This is a genomic window from Bartonella sp. OC68QHHN (assembly GCF_042193875.1).
Taxonomy (GTDB): Bacteria; Pseudomonadota; Alphaproteobacteria; order Rhizobiales; family Rhizobiaceae; genus Bartonella; species Bartonella grahamii_A.
Window position 1 is genome coordinate 28,965 of sequence record NZ_JBHIME010000058.1, and the last position, 23,469, is coordinate 52,433.

The window sequence follows — 23,469 nt, forward strand, 5'->3', positions numbered from 1 at the left end:
AAATGCACGAAAATAATTCTATCGATTGGTCAAAAGTCATTCCACGAAAGATATCCGTTCGCGTTGATGGACACGCAACAAGCGTCTCTTTAGAACCACCATTTTTAGATATTCTAAAAGATATAGCACGCAAAAAAGGACAATCTTTAGCCTTTATTATCACTGATATTGATAGCAAAAGACCACAACAAATCAATCTTTCGGCTTCGTTACGCGTTTATGCCCTTCAAAGCGTTCTCACCCAACGCCTTTAATGTTTGTGCTTATTTTTTTACGTTCTCTTTCTGTTTATTCAACTGAAGCTGTTGTGACTTTTTAAAGAAAAGTTTTTTTAATCTAGAACTTCAATGAAAAAAAGACTAAAAAAGAGATATAATGAGTAATTTTTTTGATCACAACACACCTTTCTTTGAAGAAGATTCCCCTCCAGATCATGATAAGAAGAGCTCTGGTTTTTTCTCCCATACTCTAAAAGAACAAAAATCATATAACACAGACTATTTAGAACAACTCAATCCAGAACAGCAACAAGCTGTTATGAATACTGAGGGGCCTCTTTTAGTTCTTGCAGGTGCTGGTACAGGAAAAACACGCGTTTTAACAACCCGTATTTCTCATATTTTACGCTCTGGGCTTGCCTCTCCTCAGCAAATACTTGCTGTCACTTTCACCAACAAAGCAGCACGTGAAATGAAAATACGTATTGGTGAACTTATTGGAGGAGTTGTTGAAGGTATGCCTTGGCTTGGAACTTTTCATTCCACTGGTGCTAAAATTTTACGCCGTCACGCAGAGCTTGTTGATTTAAAGAGAAACTTTACTATTCTCGATCACGATGATGTTCTTCGACTTTTAAAACAGCTTATTCAAGCTGAAGGATTAGATGATAAGCGTTGGCCCGCACGAAACCTTGTCATGATGATTGATTCTTGGAAAAATCAAGGACTTTCACCAGAACATATCTCAAAGAGTGATGCTCATTCCTTTGGCAACGGCATGGGACGCGAACTTTATCACAGTTATCAAAATCGATTAAAAGATCTTAATGCTTGCGATTTTGGCGATCTTCTGCTTCATTCTATCTCCATCTTCCAACATAATCCAGATATTCTTCGCGAATATCATTCTCAATTTCGCTATATTCTTGTCGATGAATATCAAGATACAAATACAGCACAATATCTCTGGCTTCGCCTTTTGGCACAACATCCTCAAGGTCAACATGTTAATCTTTGTTGTGTTGGCGATGATGATCAATCCATTTATGGATGGCGTGGCGCAAAAGTTGAGAACATATTACGTTTTGAAAAAGATTTTCCTTCTGCCAAAATTATTCGTCTAGAACGCAATTATCGCTCAACATCCCATATTCTTAAAACCGCCTCCCATCTCATTGCTCATAATGAAGAAAGACTAGGCAAAGTCCTTTTTTCTGCACAAATAAAGAGTGAGGAAGAAAAAGTAAAAATTCATTCAGCATGGGATTCGCAAGAAGAGGCCCGTGCCATCGGAGAAGAAATTGAACAAGCGCAAAAAGCTGGTCATTCATTAAATCATATAGCTATATTAGTGCGCGCATCATTCCAGATGCGTGAATTTGAAGATCGCTTTGTAACACTTGGTCTTAACTATCGCGTCATTGGTGGTCCTCGTTTTTATGAGCGAAGGGAAATACGTGATGCTATGGCTTATTTACGTGTTGTTGTCCAACCTGCTGATGATTTAGCTTTTGAGCGTGTTATTAATACACCGAAACGTGGCATAGGCGATACAACCCTGCGCATTCTTTATGAGAGTGCGCGAGCACGTGCTGTTCCTCTCTTTTCTGCAGCCGCTGACATCATTGAAACAGATGAGTTAAAGCCTAAGGCACGCAGTGCATTACGAAGCCTTATTGAAAACTTCCGCCGCTGGCAAAATATGCTTCAAGACACTCCTCATAGAGAACTTGCCGAGATCATCCTTGATGATTCTGGTTATACAACCATGTGGTTAGAAGATCGCTCACCAGAGGCTCCTACACGACTAGAAAATCTTAAAGAAATGATCCGTTCTATGGAACAATTTGAAAATCTTCAAAGTTTTTTGGAACATGTTGCACTCGTTATGGATGCTGAAAACAATGAAAATACCGATGCAGTCAACATCATGACTCTTCATTCAGCCAAAGGGCTTGAATTTGAAACAGTTTTTCTTCCAGGTTGGGAAGAAGGACTCTTTCCCCACCAGCGCTCATTAGATGAAGGTGGACGTTCAGGATTAGAAGAAGAACGGCGTCTTGCTTATGTTGGACTCACAAGAGCAAAAAAACATCTGCATATATGGTTTGTATCTAACCGTAGAATTCACGGACTTTGGCAATCTGCTCTTCCCTCCCGCTTTCTAGATGAATTACCAGCAGAACATATAGAAGCCATAGCAATGGAAACATCTTATGGTGGTTATGGAAAATCTTCCTTTCAAAATCACGATTCCTGTTATACTGACTATGCAACAGCAAGACAAAAGCGTGCACAAAAAAACAAGACTATTGAAGGGAAAATTATCGCTCAATCAATCTCTCATGCATCATCAGATTTTTCTATCCATGATCGGATTTTTCACATAAAATTTGGTTATGGTCATATTACAGAAATAGACGATCATAAATTGACAATAATGTTTGAAAAAGCCGGAGAAAAGCGTGTGCTGGATAATTTTGTAAACAAAGCTTAACTAAAAGCAAACCACAATCAGTTTTTTCAAGAGACCATTTTGTTTTATTCTGATTATCATTTCCATTTGCGAACAAAGACTTCGATGGATAAGTTTTGCATATCAGGCAATGCGTTATAAATTTTATCAAGCGGCCAATTCCACCAAGCCATCTCCAAAAGGCACTCTATCACAGTATCGGAAAAACGCATCCGCAAGCGCTTTGCAGGAACACCAGCGACAACCGCATAAGGCATAACATCTTTCGTTATAACAGCGTTCGCACCAATGATAGCGCCATGTCCAACTGTCACCCCAGGCATAATAACCGCACCATATCCAATCCATACATCATGCCCAATGATAACACGTTTTGCACAGCGCCTTTCGCGAAAAACACTATCTAATGCCATATAACGAAAATATTCATTAGGACGATAGGTTATTTTATGCGTTGAAACGCGCTCAATAGGATGCTCCAACGCATTCATCCGTACATGAGATGCAATAGAACAAAAACGCCCAATATCGCTATAAATAGCCTCACTATTACGTTCTAAATAAGAAAAATCTCCAACGGTTACATCCCGTAAAATCACCCGCTCATTAATTTCCACATAGCGCCCTAATTTACAACCATGCAGCCGTGCTGTCGTATGAATACGAGGCTCACTTTCATGAAATAGAAGATCGTTCTCAATGTTCATGTATCTTTCACCAATGTTTCATCAATAGATATGGAAAGACATACCAATCAAGCCAATAAAATCAACCATGAAACAGAGATTGCAAAAAAAATCTGCCGATGTTAAAATTTCCTGATTTATCTAAGAGAGTCAAATTATGAAAAATGTAATACGCATCTTGGGGCTGACAGTCATATTTCTTGCAGGCATTTTTATTTATGATGCGTTAAAAAATAAGCCTTTAGGTGATAATTTTACACTCACTGATTCCAATGGAAAAATTATTACTGAAGCTGATATTCGAAGCAAGCCTTCAATAATTTTTTTTGGCTTCACTATGTGTCCTGAAATCTGCCCTACAACATTGATGAATCTTGATCGATGGCTTACAGCCCTTGGATCCAATGCCGATAAATTAGGCATATGGTTTGTTACTGTTGACCCTGAACGTGATACACCAGAAGTACTCCATGAATATCTCAGTAATTTTAACAATAAAATCATTGGTATCAGTGGAGATCCTGATAAAGTTCATAAAATGGTCAATTCCTTTAACATCGTTGCTGAAAAAGTCCCTGGAACAGATGGAAACTATACATATGACCATACAGCAGCAATTTTTTTACTCAAAAAAGGTGGAAAATTAGCTGGCGTTATCCGTTATGACACGAAAGAAAGCGATAGCGAATTAAAAGATGAAATCGCCATTGAACGGTTAAAAAAACTCATCTTAAACTAAAAAAAGCCGATCAAAAGAAAGAACAGCATGTCGCAACAAATTCGCCTCTATTATACTGCTTCTAAAAATCAAGCAGAACGGTTCTACACCCTTATAGAAACAGCCTTTGATGAAGAAGGTTATCCTCTTGCTCTTACAGAGATAGATGAACAAAATGCTGTATATGAACTTTCACTCTATGTAGACCAAGAAAATTACGAGCATATTTCAAAACGTTTTGCCCAAATCCTTTCTATAGATTTTGATAAAATTAATATGGAAGTTTTACCCAACATTGATTGGGTACAAAAAAGCCTTGAAGGACTAAAACCTGTGCATGCTGGACCTTTTTTTCTTCATGGAAGTCACAACCGAAACGCCATTCCAGCAAATGTTCTCCCTATTGAAATTGAAGCTAATCAAGCTTTTGGCACCGGACATCATGGAACAACAGCTGGTTGTTTAGAAATGATTGCCAAAGTCATGAAACACGAAAATCCAAAAAATGCCCTTGATCTTGGTACTGGGAGCGGTGTACTAGCCATTGGCATCGCAATGCTCAAACCAATCACTGTGCTTGCATCCGATATTGACCCAATTGCTGTTCAAGTTGCACAACACAATATCGAATTCAATGGTGTCAAGGAATATGTTACAGCTATTACAGCAACAGGTTTTGCCCATGATGCAATTGCATCACGAGCCCCTTTTGATCTCATCGTTGCCAATATCCTTGCTAATCCGCTTATTAAACTTGCGCAAGAAGTGGTAAAAGCACTTCAAAAAGGAGGATCACTTATACTCTCTGGAATTCTTGAAGAACAACATGCCCATGTTTTGGAGACTTATATAAAACAAGGGCTCAAGCATATCGAAACATACCACCGGCAAGGATGGGTTACGATACATCTAAAATAAAAGAAAAGGACGTCGTTATGTATCAATCTTTTGAGGCGACAACAAATCCTGCTTATGCTTCAGAACGCATTGCCTCTCTTCGTAAAGAACTAGACCGTCTTGGACTCGATGGTTTTCTTGTTCCACGTACAGATGAACACCAAGGAGAGTATGTCCCTCCTCATGCTCAACGCCTTAGCTGGCTAACCGGCTTTACTGGATCAGCTGGGATTGCACTGATTTTAAAAAACAAAGCCATCATATTTACAGACGGGCGATATAAGCTCCAAGTTCGCCAACAAACTGATCCTGATATTTTTGATTATGAAGATCTCATAGCTTGCCCTCCCTCACAATGGTTTGAAAAAAATGGCCAAAAACTTTCTATTGGCTTTGATCCATGGCTCCACACGATTGCCGCTACAGCAACATTGAAAAAATCTTTAGAGATAAAAGCCGGTGGAAAACTTGTAGCAGTTCAACATAATCCCATTGATCTGCTCTGGCATGATCAGCCACCATTTCCAAAATCTGCCTTATCAATTCACCCTCTCAAATATGCTGGGTGCGATACAGATGAAAAACTCGCTTTGATTTACAAAGATATACAGCAAACTCATGCAAATGCTTTTATTTTTACAGATCCCTCCTCTATTGCATGGATATTCAATATACGGGGCAGTGATGTTTCCAATACACCTTTTATCTTGTGTTTTTCTCTCATTCCACTTAACGAAACACCAGCCTTATTCATTAACAGCAAAAAAATTGATGTAGAACAGAAACAATATCTGGAACGTTATGCAAAATTATATGAACCAGAACAGCTTATTCCAAAGATCAAAGAGTATGTTCAAAAAAGAACAGTGTTTGCCTTAGATCCACAGCTAACATGCGAAAAATTACGAACTGTTATTGAAGAAAAAAATAGCTCTTTCATCACACTTACCGATCCTGCCGCTCTACCACGTGCTATTAAAAATGACACAGAACTCAATGGCGCACGTAAAGCGCATCTCCGCGATGGTGTTGCCCTAACCCGTTTTTTTTCTTGGTTAGATAAACAAATACCAGGTACAATAAATGAAATTTCTGCTGCTCAAAAATTAGAAGAATTTCGCATAAACACAGCAAAGGAAATGGGAGAGAAACTCAAAGATCTTTCTTTTGATACAATTTCAGCAGCAGGAGAAAATGGCGCCATTATTCATTATCGTGTAACGACACAAACAAATAAACAACTCAATGCTGGTGAACTTTACCTTGTTGATTCAGGTGGCCAATATCGTGATGGAACGACAGATGTCACACGTACAGTAGCGATTGGGAATATTGGAGAAGAAGAAAAACGCTGTTTCACGCTTGTCCTCAAAGGTATGATTGCCCTTTCAACTGCTCGCTTTCCAAAAGGAACCCGCGGACAAGACATTGATATTCTAGCGCGCATTGCCTTGTGGAAAGCTGGTTTTGATTATGCTCATGGCACCGGTCATGGTGTTGGATCTTATCTTTCTGTTCATGAAGGACCACAAAATATTTCCCGCAAAGGATGCCAAGAACTCATCTCCGGTATGATTCTTTCAAACGAACCAGGATATTATCGCGAAGGTGCTTTTGGTATCCGTCTTGAAAATTTGATAATCGTAAAGCCAGCACAAAAAATTGATGGTGGAGATATAGAAATGCTTTCGTTTGAAACGCTTACACTTTGCCCTATTGATCGAAAACTCATTCTCCCAAATCTTTTGACACAAGAAGAACGGCAATGGCTCAATGATTACCATGCGCGCGTTTATCAGATGAATGCACCTTACTTAAATGAAGAAGATAAAAAATGGTCAAAAGAGGCAACAATGCCTCTTTAAATGAAGCAACACAAATATCTTCCAACGCTTCTTACAAAACACCACACCCTTCTCTTTTAAAGAGAGAAATGCATATTTACCATCAGCAAACACAAAAAATGCTTCTATAAAATACTTCAAGTTTTTTTGCCGATACGACAAAAGCTCTTCCCAAACTGAAACAGAACGGGATACACCTATAAAAGATAATGCTTCTCAACTATCCTCCAACATCTCTACATGAGTTATAGCCTTATTCTGCTATATAGAAATTTTCATTATATTTTGTAATCCTCCGCGTCGCATTTCTAAAACTCTTATTATAACCAGCTTATTACGCCGTTTAGATTCACAAATTCTGCATATTTATTTACAATTTTTACTTTGCTTCACAATGATCCCGTATATCTTTTCCTAATAATAACCTTGTATATTCTTAATCATAATAGTTTAATTTTAATATTTAAGTTTAATGTTTTTTTAATAACTTAATAAATATCAAAGTATATGGCGCTCTATTTTTGCAAAAAAATAGCCCCTATTATCCCCTTTTTGATTCCACCCCCCAAAAATGTAAGAGAAATAATCATACAAACAGCATACGCATCTTCTAGAAAACACCCTCTAAACATTATGCTCCTCAATCAACTGTAGCCAAGCCTCTTCATCGATAACCTTAACACCTAATTCTTCAGCTTTAGCCAATTTGGAGCCCGCTCCAGGTCCTGCAACAAGAAGATCTGTTTTTTTAGAAAGTGAACCAGATGTTTTGGCCCCTAATCGCTCTGCCAATGCTTTTGCTTCATCGCGTGACATATGCGCCAAAGTTCCTGTAAAAACAATTATCTTCTCCGCTATTGGGGAAGAAGCTGTCATGATAGGCTCCTCATTAAGAGGGGTTACTTCTTCAAGTAAAACAGACAAAACCTCACGATTATGCGCTTCTTGATAAAAATCAACAATTGCGCTCCCTACCTGTGGTCCAATTCCTTCGATATTGATAAGCTCCATCCAAGCTTCATTACCTTTTTCATTTTCCTTATCACATGGCATAAGTGCTCCCATAGCCGCAGTTTCAAAAGCTGTATAATTTTTATAAGCACGCGCAAGGCGGCGTGCATTCACCTCTCCAACATGACGAATCCCCAATGCAAACAAAAAACGGCTTAAAGGAATTTCGCGGCGTGCATTAATGGCATCATACAATTTGCGAACTGAAACAGTACCAAAACCTTCTATATTTTCTAAACGTATCAAAGATTTTTCTTGGCGACGTTCTAAAGTAAAAATATCGGCTGGTGTATGAATACAAAGCGCTTCATCTTGAGCATAGAAAAAAAACTCTACCTGTTTTTTACCCAAGCCCTCAATATCAAAAGCATTGCGCGCAACAAAATGACGAATACGCTCAATCGCCTGTGCAGGACAAATAAGCCCCCCTGTACAGCGACGCACGGCTTCCCCCACTTCACGAACAGCATGGCTTCCACAAGCTGGACACAAATGAGGAAAAATAAAAACTACAGCATCTTTCGGGCGTTTTTCAATAATAACATCAACAACCTGAGGGATCACATCACCAGCACGTTGTACAATCACGCTATCGCCTATACGGATATCACGTCCTTCACGAATGGGCTCTCCTTTATGACCAATTCCCTTAATATAATCCTCATTATGCAAACTAGCATTAGTCACCACCACTCCACCAACAGTAATAGGCGTAAGACGTGCAACAGGTGTCAAAGCTCCCGTGCGACCAACTTGAATGTCAATATCTTCCAAAAGCGCTATCGCTTTTTCTGCTGGAAACTTATGGGCTATCGCCCAACGCGGCGAACGAGAAACAAACCCCAAGCGCTTTTGGAGTATCAAATCATTAACCTTATAAACAATGCCATCAATATCATAGCTTAAAGAATGACGGCATTCTTCGATATCGTGATAATAAGAAATAATTTCTTTTACTGTCTTAAAGACTTTTGTTAATGGATTGATAACAAAGCCATATTGTTTTAACTTTTTCATCATCTCCATTTGACTTTCTGCCAATATTTCACTCACCTCACCACAAGCATAAGCAAAAAATTGAAGTTTTCTGCTAGCGGTTATCCGTGAATCAAGCTGACGGAGTGAACCAGCCGCCGCATTTCGAGGATTAGCAAAGGTTAACTTGCCCTTCTCTTGCTGGCTGATATTAAGTGCTTGGAAATCCTCCCGCCCCATATAAACTTCACCACGCACCTCAATTATATCAGGAAAATCACCTTGCAAAACTTTTGGAATATCAGCAATTGTTCGGGCATTTGCCGTCACATTTTCACCGACAGTGCCATCCCCACGCGTTGCCGCACCCACAAGCCGCCCCTTTTCATAGCGCAAAGACAAAGATAAACCATCAATTTTTGGCTCCGCTGTTATTTCCAACACTTGTGTTTCTGGAAACCGTAAAAAACGACGAATACGCTCAACAAATTCAGTAACATCTTCAGAGCTAAACGCATTATCAAGTGAAAGCATTGGCTGTGTATGAACAGATTTTTCAAACTTTTCAGAAATTGGTGCCCCAATTTTATGTGAAGGAGAATCAACACGAATAAGCTCTGGAAAAAGAGCTTCAATTTTTGCATTACGGCGGCGCAAAGCATCATATTCTGCATCAGAAATTTCAGGCTGATCATCGCGATTATAAAGCACATCATGACGTGCAATCTCTTTTGCCAACCACTCTAATTCACTTTCTGCTTCAATAGTTGTGAGATTTTTATCTGCATCTTTGTTCATAAAATCTATTCCAAATTACGAGCACTGCTACCAGGATCTCCACGCCTCCTCATAAAGTGAATCTCAACAAATACAAGCTTTCCAGTATTTTTATCGCTGACTAATCACCTTTATGCTAGAAGCTTTTGAGCCGCTGCACGTGCTTCTTCAGTAATCTGTTCTCCTGCCAACATACGAGCAATTTCTTCTGCACGCTCATGCTCTTCCATTTTATGAATCGCAGTAACAAAGCGTCCTTTATCATGACTCTCAATTTTTGAAATAAGAAAATGACCACGCGCTTTCGATGCAACCTGTGGAGCATGCGTAATAGCGAAAACCTGAACATGCTCTGCTAAGCGTTGCAACCGTTGCCCAATGGCAGATGCAACAGCCCCCCCAATGCCTGTATCAATTTCATCAAAGATCAGCGTCGGTGCTGATCCTCGATCAGACAAAACAACTTTTAATGCCAACAAAAAACGAGATAATTCACCACCAGAAGCCACACTAAGCATCGGTCCAGCACGTGTTCCAGGATTTGTTCGCACCCAATATTCAATACGATCACATCCCTCTGCACTCCGCTTTTCCATATCACTTTGCATTTCAACAATAAATTCAGCCCTCTCTAATTTCAATGCCGGTAACTCAGTCATCACGCTTTCAGACAAGTGTTTTGCAACCTCTTGACGTTTTATTGTCAACGCTTGTGCTAACATATCATAATTTTTTTGTGCTTGTCTTGCCTCATCTTCAAAACGTGTCAATATAATCTGAGCCTCTTCAAAATCAGCTAGTTCAGCATCCATTTTATCACGTAACTGAACCAATTCATCCGCAGAAACTTGATATTTACGAGCAAAACCCCGAAGAGAAAAAAGACGCTCTTCTATCCGTTCCAATTCATCGGGTTCAAAATCTAATGCTCGTATTGCCGTCTCAATACCTTCTTGTGCTGTTGCAAGTGCATGCAATGCCTCATCAATAGATTTCACCACTGGTGCAATAAGCTCTTGTGCCTCAGGAATTTTCCGCTCCAAACGCCTCACCAAATTAGAAAGCACTGGGATTGGTGATTTTTGACCCGTTAAAAGATCATCCGCTTCTTTAATATCCGTCGCTATTTTTTCTAATTTAAGCATATCGGCACGGCGAAGAGAAAGAGCATCCTCTTCACCAACTTTAAAATCAAGCTTTTCAAGCTCTTCTACACACGCACGAAGATAATCAACCTCACGTACAGCGCTCTCTACTTTAAGACGCTGCCGTTGCAAACGCTCCTCAAATTCACGCCATGTGTGATAACACTGACGCAAATTTTCTACTTCATCCTCAAGACCACCAAAGGCATCTAATAATTGGCGATGTGTAGCAACATCAACAAGCGCACGATCATCATGTTGTCCATGGATTTCAACCAGCAAACGGCCAACACTCCGCATCAATGCAACACTAGACACCTGATCATTGATAAAAACACGGCTACGTCCATCACTTGATTGCACACGTCGTAAAATAATATCACCCTCATCATCAAGACCATTCTCACGAATAAGTTGACGTGCAGGATGTGAAACAGACACATCAAAAACAGCTGTAACCTGCCCGCGGTCAGCACCATAACGCACAAGCGAAGCATCACCCCGCCCCCCTAGAGCAAGTGATAAAGCATCAAGGAGAATAGACTTCCCCGCACCTGTTTCTCCAGTTAAAACCGTCAACCCCGCCGTAAAATGAATATCGAGCGTTTCGATCAAAACAATATTATGAATCGAAAGCTGTACTAGCATAGAGAATCAACGTACCCTCTTCTTATCACCACCTAAAGCATTTGAGATCCAAGAAGATTTATGCTCGCGTGGCGATATTTTATTCTTCTGCAAGAGATTATAAGAAAATTTATACCACTCACTTTTGGGATAATTACGCCCTAAAATAGCTGCTGCCGTCTGTGCTTCCGCCATTAAACCGAGAGCAAGATTAACCTCAGTCAAGCGGAAAAGTGCTTCTTCAATTTGATTTGTATCGGAATACTCTTCAACCACGGTACGAAACCGTCTACTTGCCGCAAGGTAGCGCCGCCCCTCTTCATAATAACGGCCAATCTGCATTTCTTTACCAGCCAGCTGTTCGCGCCCAAAACGTATTTTATCCTTAGCATCCTTGACATATTCAGAATTAGGATAACGCTCTATAAGGAGCTGCATAGCAGCAATAGCACGTTTCGTATCACGTTGATCACGTGTAACATCAGGAATCCTACGGAAAGAAGAAAGACCAATAATATAGTACGCATAAGCCGAGTCAGTCGCCCCTGGATAAAGAGTAATATAGCGTTGAGCCATACTAATTGAATCATCATACTTTCCGAGTCGATAATTAGTAAAAGCACCCATGACCAAAGATTTACGCCCCCAGTCTGTATAAGCATACTGTTTTTCAATCTTCAAAAACTTCTTCGATGCATCCCCAAGCCGCCCACTCTCAAGGCTAGCAAGCGCCTGATTATATAAAACATCTGGTGGCTCTATTTTCAAAACATAAGCAGATGGATCAAGGGTATTTTTCTCTTTAAAGAGGCATCCCGCCAACATACAGGTGCTTCCCAAAAGCACCACCCCCAATATCTTGCGTACAATGTTAGATTTTCTATATGTCATATTTCCAATGCACACATAAGATTTTTTCATAGTTTTTACGGCCTCCACAGAATATCACCTTGTAGCAAAAACAATTTATCAAAGGTTTTATACCATATCACTTTAAAATCCACATAACCAATTTAGCAGTTTAGGTCAATCATCCCCTTAAAAATCCAATAAACGATAAAAAAATCTTGTCAATTTTTTTACTCTTTCTCTAAAAAAATTTTTTCGTAATATGATTCGTCTGCCAAAACAGCCTTCACCAATTGCGCATTAATTCTATGTCCACTACAACAAGAACGAAATAATCCAATAAAAGGCGCCCCAAGCAAAGCAGTATCACCAATCGCATCAAGCATCTTGTGCCGAACACATTCATTCTCCCAATAAGGACCACCGGGATTTAAAATTTTATCATTAAGGTCGATAACAAGAGAATTTTCCAAAGAAGCGCCTCTCGCCTTTCCAGAAAGCCTTAATTTTTCCACGTCTTTGATAAAACCAAAAGTGCGCGCACGTGACAAATTATCTCTAAACCCTCCTGTGGTAAGATCAAAACTGAAATGTTGCCTACCAATAGCAGAAGACGGAAAAGAGATCGTTATATCAAAACGACGTCCTTCGAATGGCAAAAGCTCTGCAACACCATGAGCTCCTTCAACCCGCAACGGCTTTTTTATAATGAAATAAGAACGCAACGCATTTTGCTGTACAATGCCAACATCCTCAAAAGCTTGGCAATATAGCCACGCTGAACCATCCAAAATAGGAATCTCATTATGTAACACTTCAATAACAAGATTATCCAAATTATAAGCGGCAATTGCTGCCATCAAATGTTCAATTGTTTCAACCCTTACATCTCCATCTCCAAGTATCGTTGATAATTCAGTTTCTCCTGTTTGCGATGCATGAGCTTGAAATATTTTCTCTGTTCCGTCTAATCCACAACGCTTAAAAATAATACCACACCCAACATCCGCTGGACAAACCTTTACCACTGATAAACAACCACTGTGAACGCCAATCCCCTTAAATGTTACTGCTTTTTTAAGAGTAGCCTGATATTTTGGCACCAAATTCATCATATTATTTTATTGAATTGCTTTTACATCTTTTAACAAAATTTATAAAACTATAAAAAATATTTATAGTAAATAATAAAAAAACCGCTTATTATAAGCGGTTTTTTAAAAACAAAGTACTTTATCCAAAAAACAGCAATATATTTTACTGTATAATTTTTGACTGATCATTAAAGAAATAATAAAATTTCTTACTTTACCTCATTTTTCATCAATTAATTTGCTTGACGACGTAAAAATGCTGGTATTTCCAACTGATCTTCTTCACTTATAAAAGTACGCTGATCTTGTGGTACCTGAGGGTGCAACTCACCAGAACGACGTGGAACATAAACAGAAGCATCTTGAGAAAGCACCTGAGAATTCTTATTGTAAACATGAGATTCTTGCTGCTGAGACGATCTAACAGCAGGCTCCAGCCTCGCTTCTGGCTCTGCTTCTTCACGATGTGTCAAGCTCTGTTTCAAACGCTGCCATAGATTACGAGGACCTTGATCAGTTACAGATGTTCTTTGACTTTGTCCATAAGCAACAGGAGGAAAATCCTTTAACTCAGGCATACGCATTGGAGCACGCGCTTGCATTTGTTGCATTTGTTTTGGTTGCACTGGCTTTTCTTTTTGCTTCACAACCCCTGACATCTCATCAAGAACATGCGCTGTTGCCTCCATACTCACAGGAGCCGTCATAGCCTGTTGAGAACCACGACTTACTTGCATACGGGGCACATTTGATCTCTGTTCCTGAACAGCATTCGAACCATACGCAACAGCATTCATCGCACTTCGTGTCGTCATTGCTTCTGCAGGATGTGCAAAAATTTGACTTTTAGGACGGAACTGTTCTCCGGTTGATTTACCCTTCTCTATTTCAAGTGATTCAATCACTTCTACCATTGACTCAGAACGCATTGGCGATGACTGAACATGAAAAGAACTGTGTGACGTTCCAGGATCACTTTTGCGCATTGAAGCAGCAGGCCTTTGAAGCTGAGGATGAGAGGACTGAACCACATCACTAACTTCACGATCAATACCGGTGGCAACCACAGAAACACGAATAACACCTTCCAATGACTCATCATCAATAGCACCAAAGATCACATTCGCATCAGCATCCACTTCTTCACGAATACGATTAGCAGCTTCATCAACCTCAAAGAGAGTCATATCACGACCACCCGTAATAGAAATCAGTAAACCACGCGCCCCACGCATAGAGGTATCATCCAACAATGGGTTTGCGATAGCAGCTTCAGCCGCAGCCAAAGCACGCCCATCACCAGATGCCTCACCCGTTCCCATCATGGCTCGACCCATTTCGTGCATAACAGAGCGAACATCAGCAAAATCAAGGTTAATTAACCCCTCTTTAATCATCAAATCCGTAATGGAAGCAACACCAGAATAAAGCACTTGGTCAGCCATAGCAAAAGCATCAGCAAACGTTGTCTTATCATTTGCAATACGGAAAAGATTTTGATTGGGAATAACAATCAATGTATCGACAGACTTTTGTAATTCTTCAATACCAGCCTCTGCCGTTTTCATACGACGTGCGCCTTCAAACTGAAACGGCTTTGTCACAACACCAACAGTCAAAATACCTTTTTCACGCGCCGCGCGAGCAACAACGGGAGCAGCCCCTGTTCCAGTTCCTCCCCCCATACCAGCAGTAATGAAAACCATATGAGAGTCTGCAAGATGATCAATAATTTCATCAATACATTCCTCTGCCGCCGCTTGTCCAACTTCCGGTAAGGCACCAGCACCTAAACCTTCTGTCACAGCTGCCCCAAGTTGGATAACACGTTCAGCCTTTGACATAGCCAAAGCCTGTGCATCCGTATTTGCAACAACAAAGTCAACTCCCTGAAGACCAGCATTTATCATATTATTCACGGCATTCCCGCCACCACCTCCAACACCAAAAACGGTAATGCGTGGCTTCAATTCCGCGATATCTGGCCGATGCAGATTAATCGTCATTTTCTTTTCCTTCTCATAAGACACCGCAAGCCAAAGCGATGAAATTTATCCAACTAGACTTAACTAAAAACTCTCACGCAACCACTGACCAACACGCTGAAAATACCCACGCGTGCCCATCGATAAATGATTTCCTGCCGCCTGCATTGTTTTTTCTTCAAAACCCACCAATTGCGGATAGATTAACAACCCAACAGCAGATGTAAACGCCGCCCCTTTTGCAAGAGAAGGAAGCCTCGAAATACCTAAAGGCCGCCCGATACGAACATTTCTTCCTAATATAGTACGTGCCATTTCTGGCAATCCTGTTAACTGGCTTGCTCCCCCAGTCAAAATAACACGTTTACCAATGATGTGACTAAAACCAGAACGATTTAAACAATCACGGACCATTTCTAAAATTTCTTCAACACGCGCACGAATGATACGCCCAAGAACCGCGCGAGGATATTGAGTTTCACGCTGTTCACTCCCAATTTCTGCTATATTAATCATTTGCCGCTCATCAGCACTTGTTAAAAGTGCTGAACCATAAACAACTTTTAAACGTTCCGCCTCTGTTAGAGACATAGAAAATCCGCGCGCAACATCAAGAGTGACATGATGCCCCCCAACAGCAAGCGCATCCGCATGAATAAATTTTCCCTCAAAAAACACTGAAAATGTTGTTGTTCCACCACCAAAATCAATACATGCAGCCCCTAAATGCGCCTCATCATTCATCAAGACAGCAAGACCACTTGCAAAGGGAGTAGCAACCATTGCTTCAACACTCAAATGTGCACGATTAATACAAGTTTCTAAATTACGCAAAGAGGCTGTTTCTGCTGTTACCACATGCACGTCGACACCAAATATTTCCCCTGCCATGCCAATAGGATCAGAAATTCCTTTATCTCCATCCAATACATAAGAAACTGGAACTGAGTGCATAACATGACGTTCAGCATCAAAAGCTTTACGCGAAACATCTGAAAAGGCCATACGCAGATCACGCTTTGTGACTTCACGACCATTCAAATGAACCTTTCCATTAATCAAGGCACTTTGTAATCGACTTGAGGAAAAATTCACAATCACTGAATCCACCACCAAACCAGCCATTTTTTCTGCCGCATCAACAGCCAATCTTATTGATTGTTCTGCTGCAAACATATCCATGACAACACCGGATTTAATACCACGTGAACGCTGTACTCCAAAGCCTAGAATTTCCGTAGAATGTGTACGACCATGTAAATAGTGCGCATGCTTCAAAGGACGCAAACAAGCAATAAGACAAACAATCTTACTTGAACCGACATCAAGAACCGTCAAAAAACGTGTTTTACGCCCTCCCAGATGATGTGATCTAAGTAACATCATGGGGTTCCTGCCTTTCGTGCCTTTAAAATACGTTCTTCTTCTGCTACAGTAGCATGATAACGCTCCAACGTTTCATCTGATAAAGCAACAGTAATTCGATCAGCAAGACGTAAATCAACACTGAGAATAGCGCGAGATAAAAGATCTTGCATTGTACCGGACGACACAAGAGAAGAAAGCCTTTCAAGGGCACCATTTTCAGGTAACATAACGCGCATTCCATTATCCAAAACAAGATCCCAACGCCGATCACCTACCCGCACAAAAGCACGAATACGATCATATACTTCCGGATAGACTGACAGCGCTTGAATAAACACTTTAGCAGCATTTTGTGCACCCTGCCCAACCACAAGAGGTAAATCCCGAACAATTTCTCCTTTAAGGGGCATAATGACACGACCTGTATTATCAACAATATCCATTATGCTATCATGTTGCCAAATAGCATAGGGTTCACGCTCTACGATAGAAATACGCATTCTATTGGGATAAATTTTCTGAACATTAGCCGATTGCACCCAAGCCTGTTTTTCTAAAAGAGAACGTGCTCTTTCAACATCAAAAGTGAATATAGAAGACGCAACATCAAGTTTTAAAATTTTAAAAATATCCTCCTTTGCCAAGCGCTTATTACCGCTTATATCGACATGAGTAATCACAAAACTACTATCCAATATGATCGTGTTTACGATCACAGCCATCTGACCACTTGATGAAAGTCCATAAAAAGCCGTAACAAAGAAAAAACATACAACAGCAAAAGAACCGAAATGGCGTGGAATATGAATATTGACAAAAACAAACTCAAACATAACCCGAAGAAACCGACGATAAAGACGTGGCAAAGCTGGCACTGAAAGCACCTCCATCGGAACATTTGTTTTATTCACATTCAACGCATACATGATGCGTCCTCCACCATCCATTGAACAATATCGCCGTAAGTACGACCGCTCGCTTTTGCAATATCAGGAAGAAGAGACGTCGACGTCATACCGGGTTGCGTATTAATTTCAAGCCAAACCAATTCTCCCGTTTTCTCATCAAAACGAAAATCAGAACGGCTAACACCTCGACACCCTATCGCCTGATGGGCTGCTAAAGACATTCTTTGCACACTTTGGTAAATATTTAGTGAAAGTTGTGCAGGACAAATGTGAAGAGAACCACCCGTTTTATATTTTGAGTCATAATCGTAGAATGGAAAGTGTTTATCGGGAAGAATTTCACACACATCCAACACTTCATTCCCCAAAACAGCACAAGTCAATTCACGACCAGGAATATATTTTTCAATTATCACCTCATCGGCATACCCCCACTCAGCTCCCCCAATATTATGCGGCGGTGCAGCTTCATTCCCCTGGACAATGACAACACCAAAACTTGATCCTTCACACACAGGTTTAATTACATAAGGAGGCTCCATAGGATGCGTTCGACCCAAAGAAAAGCGGCTCATGATACGAGAAGGCGCAACACAAACCCCAACATTTGCAACGATAATTTTTGCACGTCCCTTATCCATTGCCAAAGCGGATGCCATCACACCAGAATGGGTATAAGGAATTTTTAAATATTCAAGAATCCCCTGAATCCGGCCATCTTCACCAAATGGACCATGCAATGCATTGAAGGCAATATCGGGCTGCAACTGTTCAAGAACAGAAGCAATATGGGCGTCAACATCCACGCGGCTCACGCGATACCCCTGCATCTCTAGAACATCAGCACAAGCCGCCCCTGAAGATAAACTTACAGACCGTTCAGAAGAAAAACCTCCCATTAACACAGCTATATGTTTATCTCTCATAATAAATCACCCTCCTTCGCATACTATATGTAGTCTATATAGAACACATCAGCACCACATACAGGAAAAACAAAGTTTATCCTTGCGAATCAATAACCTAGCATTTTGCATAATGAATCAGACTCAAAAGCCTGATGCAAGAGATTCTTTGTTAATTTATTGATTCTTAATAGAAATTTTTTATTATCTCTTTGAAATGACTCAATTTTTTATTTACACTTTTTTAGTAAACAACAAATCAATAAAATGGATCAAAAAGAGAAACACTTCGACCACGCTCAAATTGACCGATACGCTCTATTTCCCATTGTAAAAGGTGGGCTGAATTTGCAAAAACACGCGCACGCACTGTTTCTCCCAATGCTTCAAGATCATATCCTGTTGCTTGCCCTGTATTAATCATAAAATTACAGTGCATTTCACTCATTTGAGCGCCACCAATCCGTAAACCACGACACCCTGCTTCATCAATCATGCGCCACGCAGATCCATTCTCAGGATTTTTGAAAGTTGATCCCCCTGTCTTTTCACGAATAGGTTGCACTGTTTCTCTGTGGAGGGAAACTTCATCCATAGCAGCACGAATATCATCTTTATTACCGAGTTTTCCTTCCAATAAAGCAGCCGTAAAAATAAAATCTTTAGGAATATCACAATGGCGATAGGAATAATGCATATCTTTCAAACTCAGGATATGACGTTGCCCTTTACGATCCAGCGCATAGACCTCAACAACACGCGCTGCGGTTTCAATACCATTCGCACCCGCATTCATTTTAAGAGCTCCTCCAAGACCACCAGGAATACCATGATAAAAATGAAAACCTGCAATCTCAGCTTCTAAAGCGGCAGCAGCTAAATGTTTATCCGCCGTACCAGCACCAACTAAAAAGCCTTTTGGAGAAACTTGCTGCACTTGCCCAAAATTTTTTGGCGAAAGACGAATCACAACACCAGGAACGCCCCCATCACGCACTAGGAGATTAGAACCGATACCTACAATTGTTACAGGAACAAATTCAGGCAAATTTTGAAGAAAGAGAGCCAAATCTTCTTCATCAACAGGCTGATAAAAAAGCTCTGCCAACCCGCCCGTGCGAAACCACGTTACCTTACGCATCTCAACATTAGGCGTAAGTTTGCCTCTCACGCCACCCAACAGCGGTTGCAATTGCGCCAATAGCGCCTCACCATCAATGTGCTGAAAATTTATCATGACCATCCAATACCGCTAACTGATGAGGCAACGCACAAGCCCATTGTGTGATATTGCCAGCACCAAGAAAAACAATATAATCCTCTGCTTGAGCAAATTTTGAGACAAGAGACACGACATCTTCCAGACTATGTATCAAGCGCACATCACGATGACCCGCCATTTTAATATGCTCTACCAATTCTTGAGAACCAAATCCTACAATAGGCTCTTCACCAGCCGCATAAACAGGCGTAATCAACACTGTATCTGCATCATTAAAACAAGCAGCAAAGTCATCAAATAAATGATACAAACGTGAATACCGATGGGGTTGTGCAATCGCAATAACACGCCCTCTTGCACTCTCACGTGCTGCACGCAAAACAGCCTTTATTTCAACAGGATGATGACCATAATCATCAAATATTTCAATGCCCCGCCAACTTCCTGTTCGCGTAAAACGCCGTTTTACTCCGCCAAATTCTGCTAAGCCCCTTTTTATAGCTTCATTTGAAATGCCAAGTTCATGCGCAATAACAATCGCTGCCGTTGCATTGGCAACATTATGCTGTCCTGCCATGGGCAAAAGCAAATTTTTCAACTCAATCTTTCTTCCTGTTTTGCGTGAGCGAACAAGAACATCAAAATGCGTTTTTTGACCATCCATCGAAAGATTAAGAAAACGAACATCCGCTTGTGGATTTGCACCATAAGTAATCACCCAACGATCATCAATGCGACCCGCCAATGACTGAACCTCTGGATGATCAAGGCACAAAACAGCAAAGCCATAAAAAGGAACATTTTCTACAAATTGCCGAAAAGCCTCACGCACAGCATCAAAACTTCCATAATGATCCAAATGCTCAGCGTCAATATTAGTAATAACAGCAATATCAGCAGGCAGCTTTAAAAATGTACCATCACTTTCATCAGCTTCAACAATCATCCAATCGCCATCTCCTGTACGAGAATTCGTACCATAAGCATTAATAATACCGCCATTAATCACCACTGGATCAAAATGACCAGCATCAAGAAGAGCTGCAACCATTGATGTGGTCGTTGTTTTACCATGTGTACCACCCACCGCAATTGCACGCCGAAACCGCATCAGCTCCGCCAGCATCTCTGCACGTCTGACAAGCGGCAAATGTCTTTCCTTTGCAGCAATATACTCAGGATTTGTTTTTTTAATCGCAGTAGAAAAAACAACGACCTCTGCATTCCCTAAATTTTCAGCACAATGACCTATATGAACGTTAATTCCTTTTCTCTGCAAACGTTCAACATTTGCACTCTCAACTTGATCTGACCCTTGAACTTTATAGCCAAGATTATAAAAAACCTCCGCAATTCCACTCATACCGATTCCCCCGATTCCGATAAAATGGATAACGCCTATATCAAGTGGCATTTTCATTAAAAAGCTCCTCTTTTATATCTGACAACAATCGCCCTGCAATTAAGGATTCAGCCATATCAGCAAGGCAACGGGTTGCATGAGGTTGCCCAACTTTTTTTGCAGAGAACGCTTGTTTTTCCAATAAATGGGGTGCACAACAAGCGTGCATTAAAAGAGAAAAAAGCTTTTGTGCATTTAAATCTTTTTCTGATACAATTTGCGCACCACCTACACGAGCAAGCAGAGCTGCATTGGCAGCCTGATCATGATCTAAAGCATGGGGATAGGGAACAAGCAAAGCAGGTCTACCAATCACCGCTATCTCACAAACGGATGAAGCCCCAGCGCGCGACAAAATAAAATGAGCATGAGCCATACGTTCAGCCATATCATCAAAGAAAGGAGCAACCTCTGCTTGTACGCCCATATCACGATAGATTTTGATCAAGCCTCCTGCTTCACCTCGGACTTGCTGCACAATTCGTAAACGTTTACGGTTCTTATCATCGAATAAAGCAATAGCTTCTGGAACAATATGTGAAAAAGCAGAAGCCCCTTGGCTACCTCCAAAAATCAAAAAATTAAATGGCTTTTCCCCCTCTGAAGAATGATAAGGAATTTTGGCCGCCTTCAACACAGCCTCACGGACAGGATTCCCCGTCAAAAGTATTTTATGAGCATAAGCGCCATTTGGCGACAACAAACCGCCAGCGATTGCACGCACAAAAATTGCCAACACACGATTGGCACGCCCCATAACAGCATTTTGTTCATGAATAAATGTTACACGCCTCGTTAAGGCCGCAATAAAAAGAGGAGGAAAACTTGGATATCCCCCAAATCCTCCAACAAGAACAGGACGTAATTTATAAAACAACGCCAACGATTGCCCCATGCCCCTTAGCAAAGACCAAAACGTCTTTATCAGAGCAAAAGGATGGCGTCGTATAAATGTTGCCGATGAAACGATATGAATATGCTCTTCATTAAAGCACCGAACAAAAGGTCGTGCTCTTTCATCTGTTATTAAATGAACATCATATCCACGCTGCCTTAATTCAACAGAAAGGGCTTCAGCAGGAAAAAGATGTCCACCTGTACCACCAGCCACCAAAACAATAACTTTTTTATCATTCATAAGGAGTATCCAAAACAGAAGAGGAAGAAAAAGCTGAAAGGCGTGCTTCTGGCCAACGACGTGTTAAACTGAGCAAAATGCCCATTGAAAAAGCAATCGCCACCATCGAAGAACCTCCATAAGAAATAAAAGGCAATGTCATGCCTTTTGGAGGAATTAAGTGAAGATTAACGGCCATATTAATAGCTGATTGAAAGCCAATCATCATTGCCATGCCAGTAATACCAAGACGTATAAAAGAATCACGTGTATTCATGGCTATATACAATGAACGCATAACGATAAAGCCAAAAAGCATCATAATTAATAAACAAAGAATAATACCATATTCTTCAGCAGCAACGGAAAATACAAAATCTGTATGGCTATCAGGAATGATACGTTTTACTGTTCCCTCCCCAGGACCTTGCCCAAACCAACCACCATTCAAAATAGCCTCACGTCCTACATCCACTTGAAAAGTATCTCCTTCACCTGTCAAAAAACCATTAATACGCTCGCGCACATGATGCAGAAAAAGATAAGCTAAAATAATTCCTACAACACCTAAAATGAGAAAGAGAAAAATAATGGTAAGAGAGACACCAGCAATAAAAAATAGCCCCCCCCATGTTGCACTTATTAAAACTGTTTGTCCAATATCAGGCTGCAAAACCAGAAGCACACAACAAATAACATAAAGTACAATCGCTAACGTATAACCCCAAATTCCCCTCCTGCGTATCTTTTCCGAAAAAAGCCAAGCGGATATAACCACAAAAGCTGGCTTCATAAACTCTGATGCCTGTACAGAAAAACCAAATAGTAGAATCCACCTCCGTGCTCCCTTTAATTCTGGACCCCAAAATAAGGTTGCAACCATAAGAGCAAGCGTTACAATAAGCAAAAGAGCACATAAACGACGAATATTAGAAAGCGAAAAAAAAGAAATGGTAACCATCGTAAAAAATGCTGAAATGCTAAAAATGATATGCCACCGAACAAAATAAAAACTATCAGCAATTCCAATTTTTTTTGCAATAGCGGGGCTGGCAGCAAAAGACAGCATAATGCCAATTCCCATTAAAATTAAACAAGCTGCAAAGATAGAGCGATCAATCGTCCACCACCAATTAGCAATTGGATCTCTATCTGCACGCGTAACCATGATATCCACCTTATCCATTTTATAAATTGTCTCAAAGTGATATCGTTCCCCAGCCTGTTTAACAAACACTTTAAAAA

General features: G+C 40.5%; 18 protein-coding genes. 5 read left to right on the forward strand and 13 right to left on the reverse strand.

What is annotated here, in order from left to right:
- Positions 1 to 2: 2 nt before the first annotated feature.
- Positions 3 to 254: a ribbon-helix-helix domain-containing protein gene (locus tag ACFIJ0_RS06790; RefSeq protein WP_015856625.1), complete on the forward strand. Its 252-nt coding sequence runs from the start codon at positions 3 to 5 to the stop codon at positions 252 to 254.
- Between the two features lie 121 nt (positions 255 to 375).
- Entirely contained in the window at positions 376 to 2,715 is a 2,340-nt protein-coding gene (locus tag ACFIJ0_RS06795; RefSeq protein ID WP_375644285.1) for an ATP-dependent helicase, read from the forward strand.
- 56 nt (positions 2,716 to 2,771) lie between these two features.
- Here ACFIJ0_RS06795 and ACFIJ0_RS06800 read toward each other — a convergent pair whose 3' ends face one another.
- Positions 2,772 to 3,401: a DapH/DapD/GlmU-related protein gene (locus ACFIJ0_RS06800; protein ID WP_375622984.1), complete on the reverse strand. Its 630-nt coding sequence runs from the start codon at positions 3,399 to 3,401 to the stop codon at positions 2,772 to 2,774.
- A gap of 136 nt (positions 3,402 to 3,537) precedes the next feature.
- Here ACFIJ0_RS06800 and ACFIJ0_RS06805 point away from each other — a divergent pair, with 136 nt between their 5' ends.
- From ACFIJ0_RS06805 to ACFIJ0_RS06815, 3 genes are read left to right on the forward strand one after another with little or no spacing between them, the layout of a single operon-like run.
- Positions 3,538 to 4,119 (forward strand): SCO family protein, encoded by a 582-nt coding sequence (locus tag ACFIJ0_RS06805; protein WP_375622986.1) that lies wholly within the window; start codon positions 3,538 to 3,540, stop codon positions 4,117 to 4,119.
- A gap of 27 nt (positions 4,120 to 4,146) precedes the next feature.
- Positions 4,147 to 5,016 carry a 50S ribosomal protein L11 methyltransferase gene (locus ACFIJ0_RS06810; RefSeq protein WP_375622988.1) on the forward strand — a complete coding sequence of 290 codons (870 nt, stop codon included), beginning with the start codon at positions 4,147 to 4,149 and terminating at the stop codon, positions 5,014 to 5,016.
- 17 nt (positions 5,017 to 5,033) lie between these two features.
- Complete coding sequence (locus ACFIJ0_RS06815) at positions 5,034 to 6,860, forward strand: aminopeptidase P family protein (protein ID WP_375622990.1); 1,827 nt, start codon at positions 5,034 to 5,036, stop codon at positions 6,858 to 6,860.
- Positions 6,861 to 7,463: 603 nt separating this feature from the next.
- On the opposite strand, the gene ligA is transcribed toward ACFIJ0_RS06815, so the two are convergent.
- From ligA to ACFIJ0_RS06875, 12 genes are all read right to left on the reverse strand, one after another.
- The gene (gene ligA / locus ACFIJ0_RS06820; protein WP_375644286.1) at positions 7,464 to 9,623 is read right to left on the reverse strand and encodes an NAD-dependent DNA ligase LigA; all 2,160 of its coding nucleotides are present in this window, start codon (positions 9,621 to 9,623) and stop codon (positions 7,464 to 7,466) included.
- A gap of 110 nt (positions 9,624 to 9,733) precedes the next feature.
- Complete coding sequence (recN, locus tag ACFIJ0_RS06825; RefSeq protein WP_375622993.1) at positions 9,734 to 11,395, reverse strand: DNA repair protein RecN; 1,662 nt, start codon at positions 11,393 to 11,395, stop codon at positions 9,734 to 9,736.
- Positions 11,396 to 11,401: 6 nt separating this feature from the next.
- The gene (locus ACFIJ0_RS06830; RefSeq protein WP_375622995.1) at positions 11,402 to 12,295 is read right to left on the reverse strand and encodes an outer membrane protein assembly factor BamD; all 894 of its coding nucleotides are present in this window, start codon (positions 12,293 to 12,295) and stop codon (positions 11,402 to 11,404) included.
- 158 nt (positions 12,296 to 12,453) lie between these two features.
- The gene (gene lpxC, locus ACFIJ0_RS06835; protein ID WP_375622997.1) at positions 12,454 to 13,338 is read right to left on the reverse strand and encodes a UDP-3-O-acyl-N-acetylglucosamine deacetylase; all 885 of its coding nucleotides are present in this window, start codon (positions 13,336 to 13,338) and stop codon (positions 12,454 to 12,456) included.
- Positions 13,339 to 13,550: 212 nt separating this feature from the next.
- Positions 13,551 to 15,323 (reverse strand): cell division protein FtsZ, encoded by a 1,773-nt coding sequence (ftsZ, locus tag ACFIJ0_RS06840; RefSeq protein WP_375644288.1) that lies wholly within the window; start codon positions 15,321 to 15,323, stop codon positions 13,551 to 13,553.
- Between the two features lie 63 nt (positions 15,324 to 15,386).
- Complete coding sequence (gene ftsA / locus ACFIJ0_RS06845; RefSeq protein ID WP_375623001.1) at positions 15,387 to 16,688, reverse strand: cell division protein FtsA; 1,302 nt, start codon at positions 16,686 to 16,688, stop codon at positions 15,387 to 15,389.
- Complete coding sequence (locus tag ACFIJ0_RS06850) at positions 16,685 to 17,596, reverse strand: cell division protein FtsQ/DivIB (RefSeq protein ID WP_375623003.1); 912 nt, start codon at positions 17,594 to 17,596, stop codon at positions 16,685 to 16,687. The genes ftsA and ACFIJ0_RS06850 overlap by 4 nt, the downstream gene beginning before the upstream one ends.
- Positions 17,584 to 18,504 (reverse strand): D-alanine--D-alanine ligase, encoded by a 921-nt coding sequence (locus ACFIJ0_RS06855; protein ID WP_375623005.1) that lies wholly within the window; start codon positions 18,502 to 18,504, stop codon positions 17,584 to 17,586. Before ACFIJ0_RS06855 ends, ACFIJ0_RS06850 begins: the two co-directional genes overlap by 13 nt.
- Before the next feature lie 238 nt (positions 18,505 to 18,742).
- Positions 18,743 to 19,720: a UDP-N-acetylmuramate dehydrogenase gene (gene murB, locus ACFIJ0_RS06860; protein ID WP_375623007.1), complete on the reverse strand. Its 978-nt coding sequence runs from the start codon at positions 19,718 to 19,720 to the stop codon at positions 18,743 to 18,745.
- Positions 19,698 to 21,125 carry a UDP-N-acetylmuramate--L-alanine ligase gene (gene murC / locus ACFIJ0_RS06865; RefSeq protein WP_375623009.1) on the reverse strand — a complete coding sequence of 476 codons (1,428 nt, stop codon included), beginning with the start codon at positions 21,123 to 21,125 and terminating at the stop codon, positions 19,698 to 19,700. The genes murB and murC overlap by 23 nt, the downstream gene beginning before the upstream one ends.
- The gene (locus tag ACFIJ0_RS06870) at positions 21,109 to 22,245 is read right to left on the reverse strand and encodes a UDP-N-acetylglucosamine--N-acetylmuramyl-(pentapeptide) pyrophosphoryl-undecaprenol N-acetylglucosamine transferase (RefSeq protein WP_375644289.1); all 1,137 of its coding nucleotides are present in this window, start codon (positions 22,243 to 22,245) and stop codon (positions 21,109 to 21,111) included. Before ACFIJ0_RS06870 ends, murC begins: the two co-directional genes overlap by 17 nt.
- Entirely contained in the window at positions 22,238 to 23,392 is a 1,155-nt protein-coding gene (locus ACFIJ0_RS06875) for an FtsW/RodA/SpoVE family cell cycle protein (protein WP_375623012.1), read from the reverse strand. Before ACFIJ0_RS06875 ends, ACFIJ0_RS06870 begins: the two co-directional genes overlap by 8 nt.
- Positions 23,393 to 23,469 lie beyond the last annotated feature (77 nt).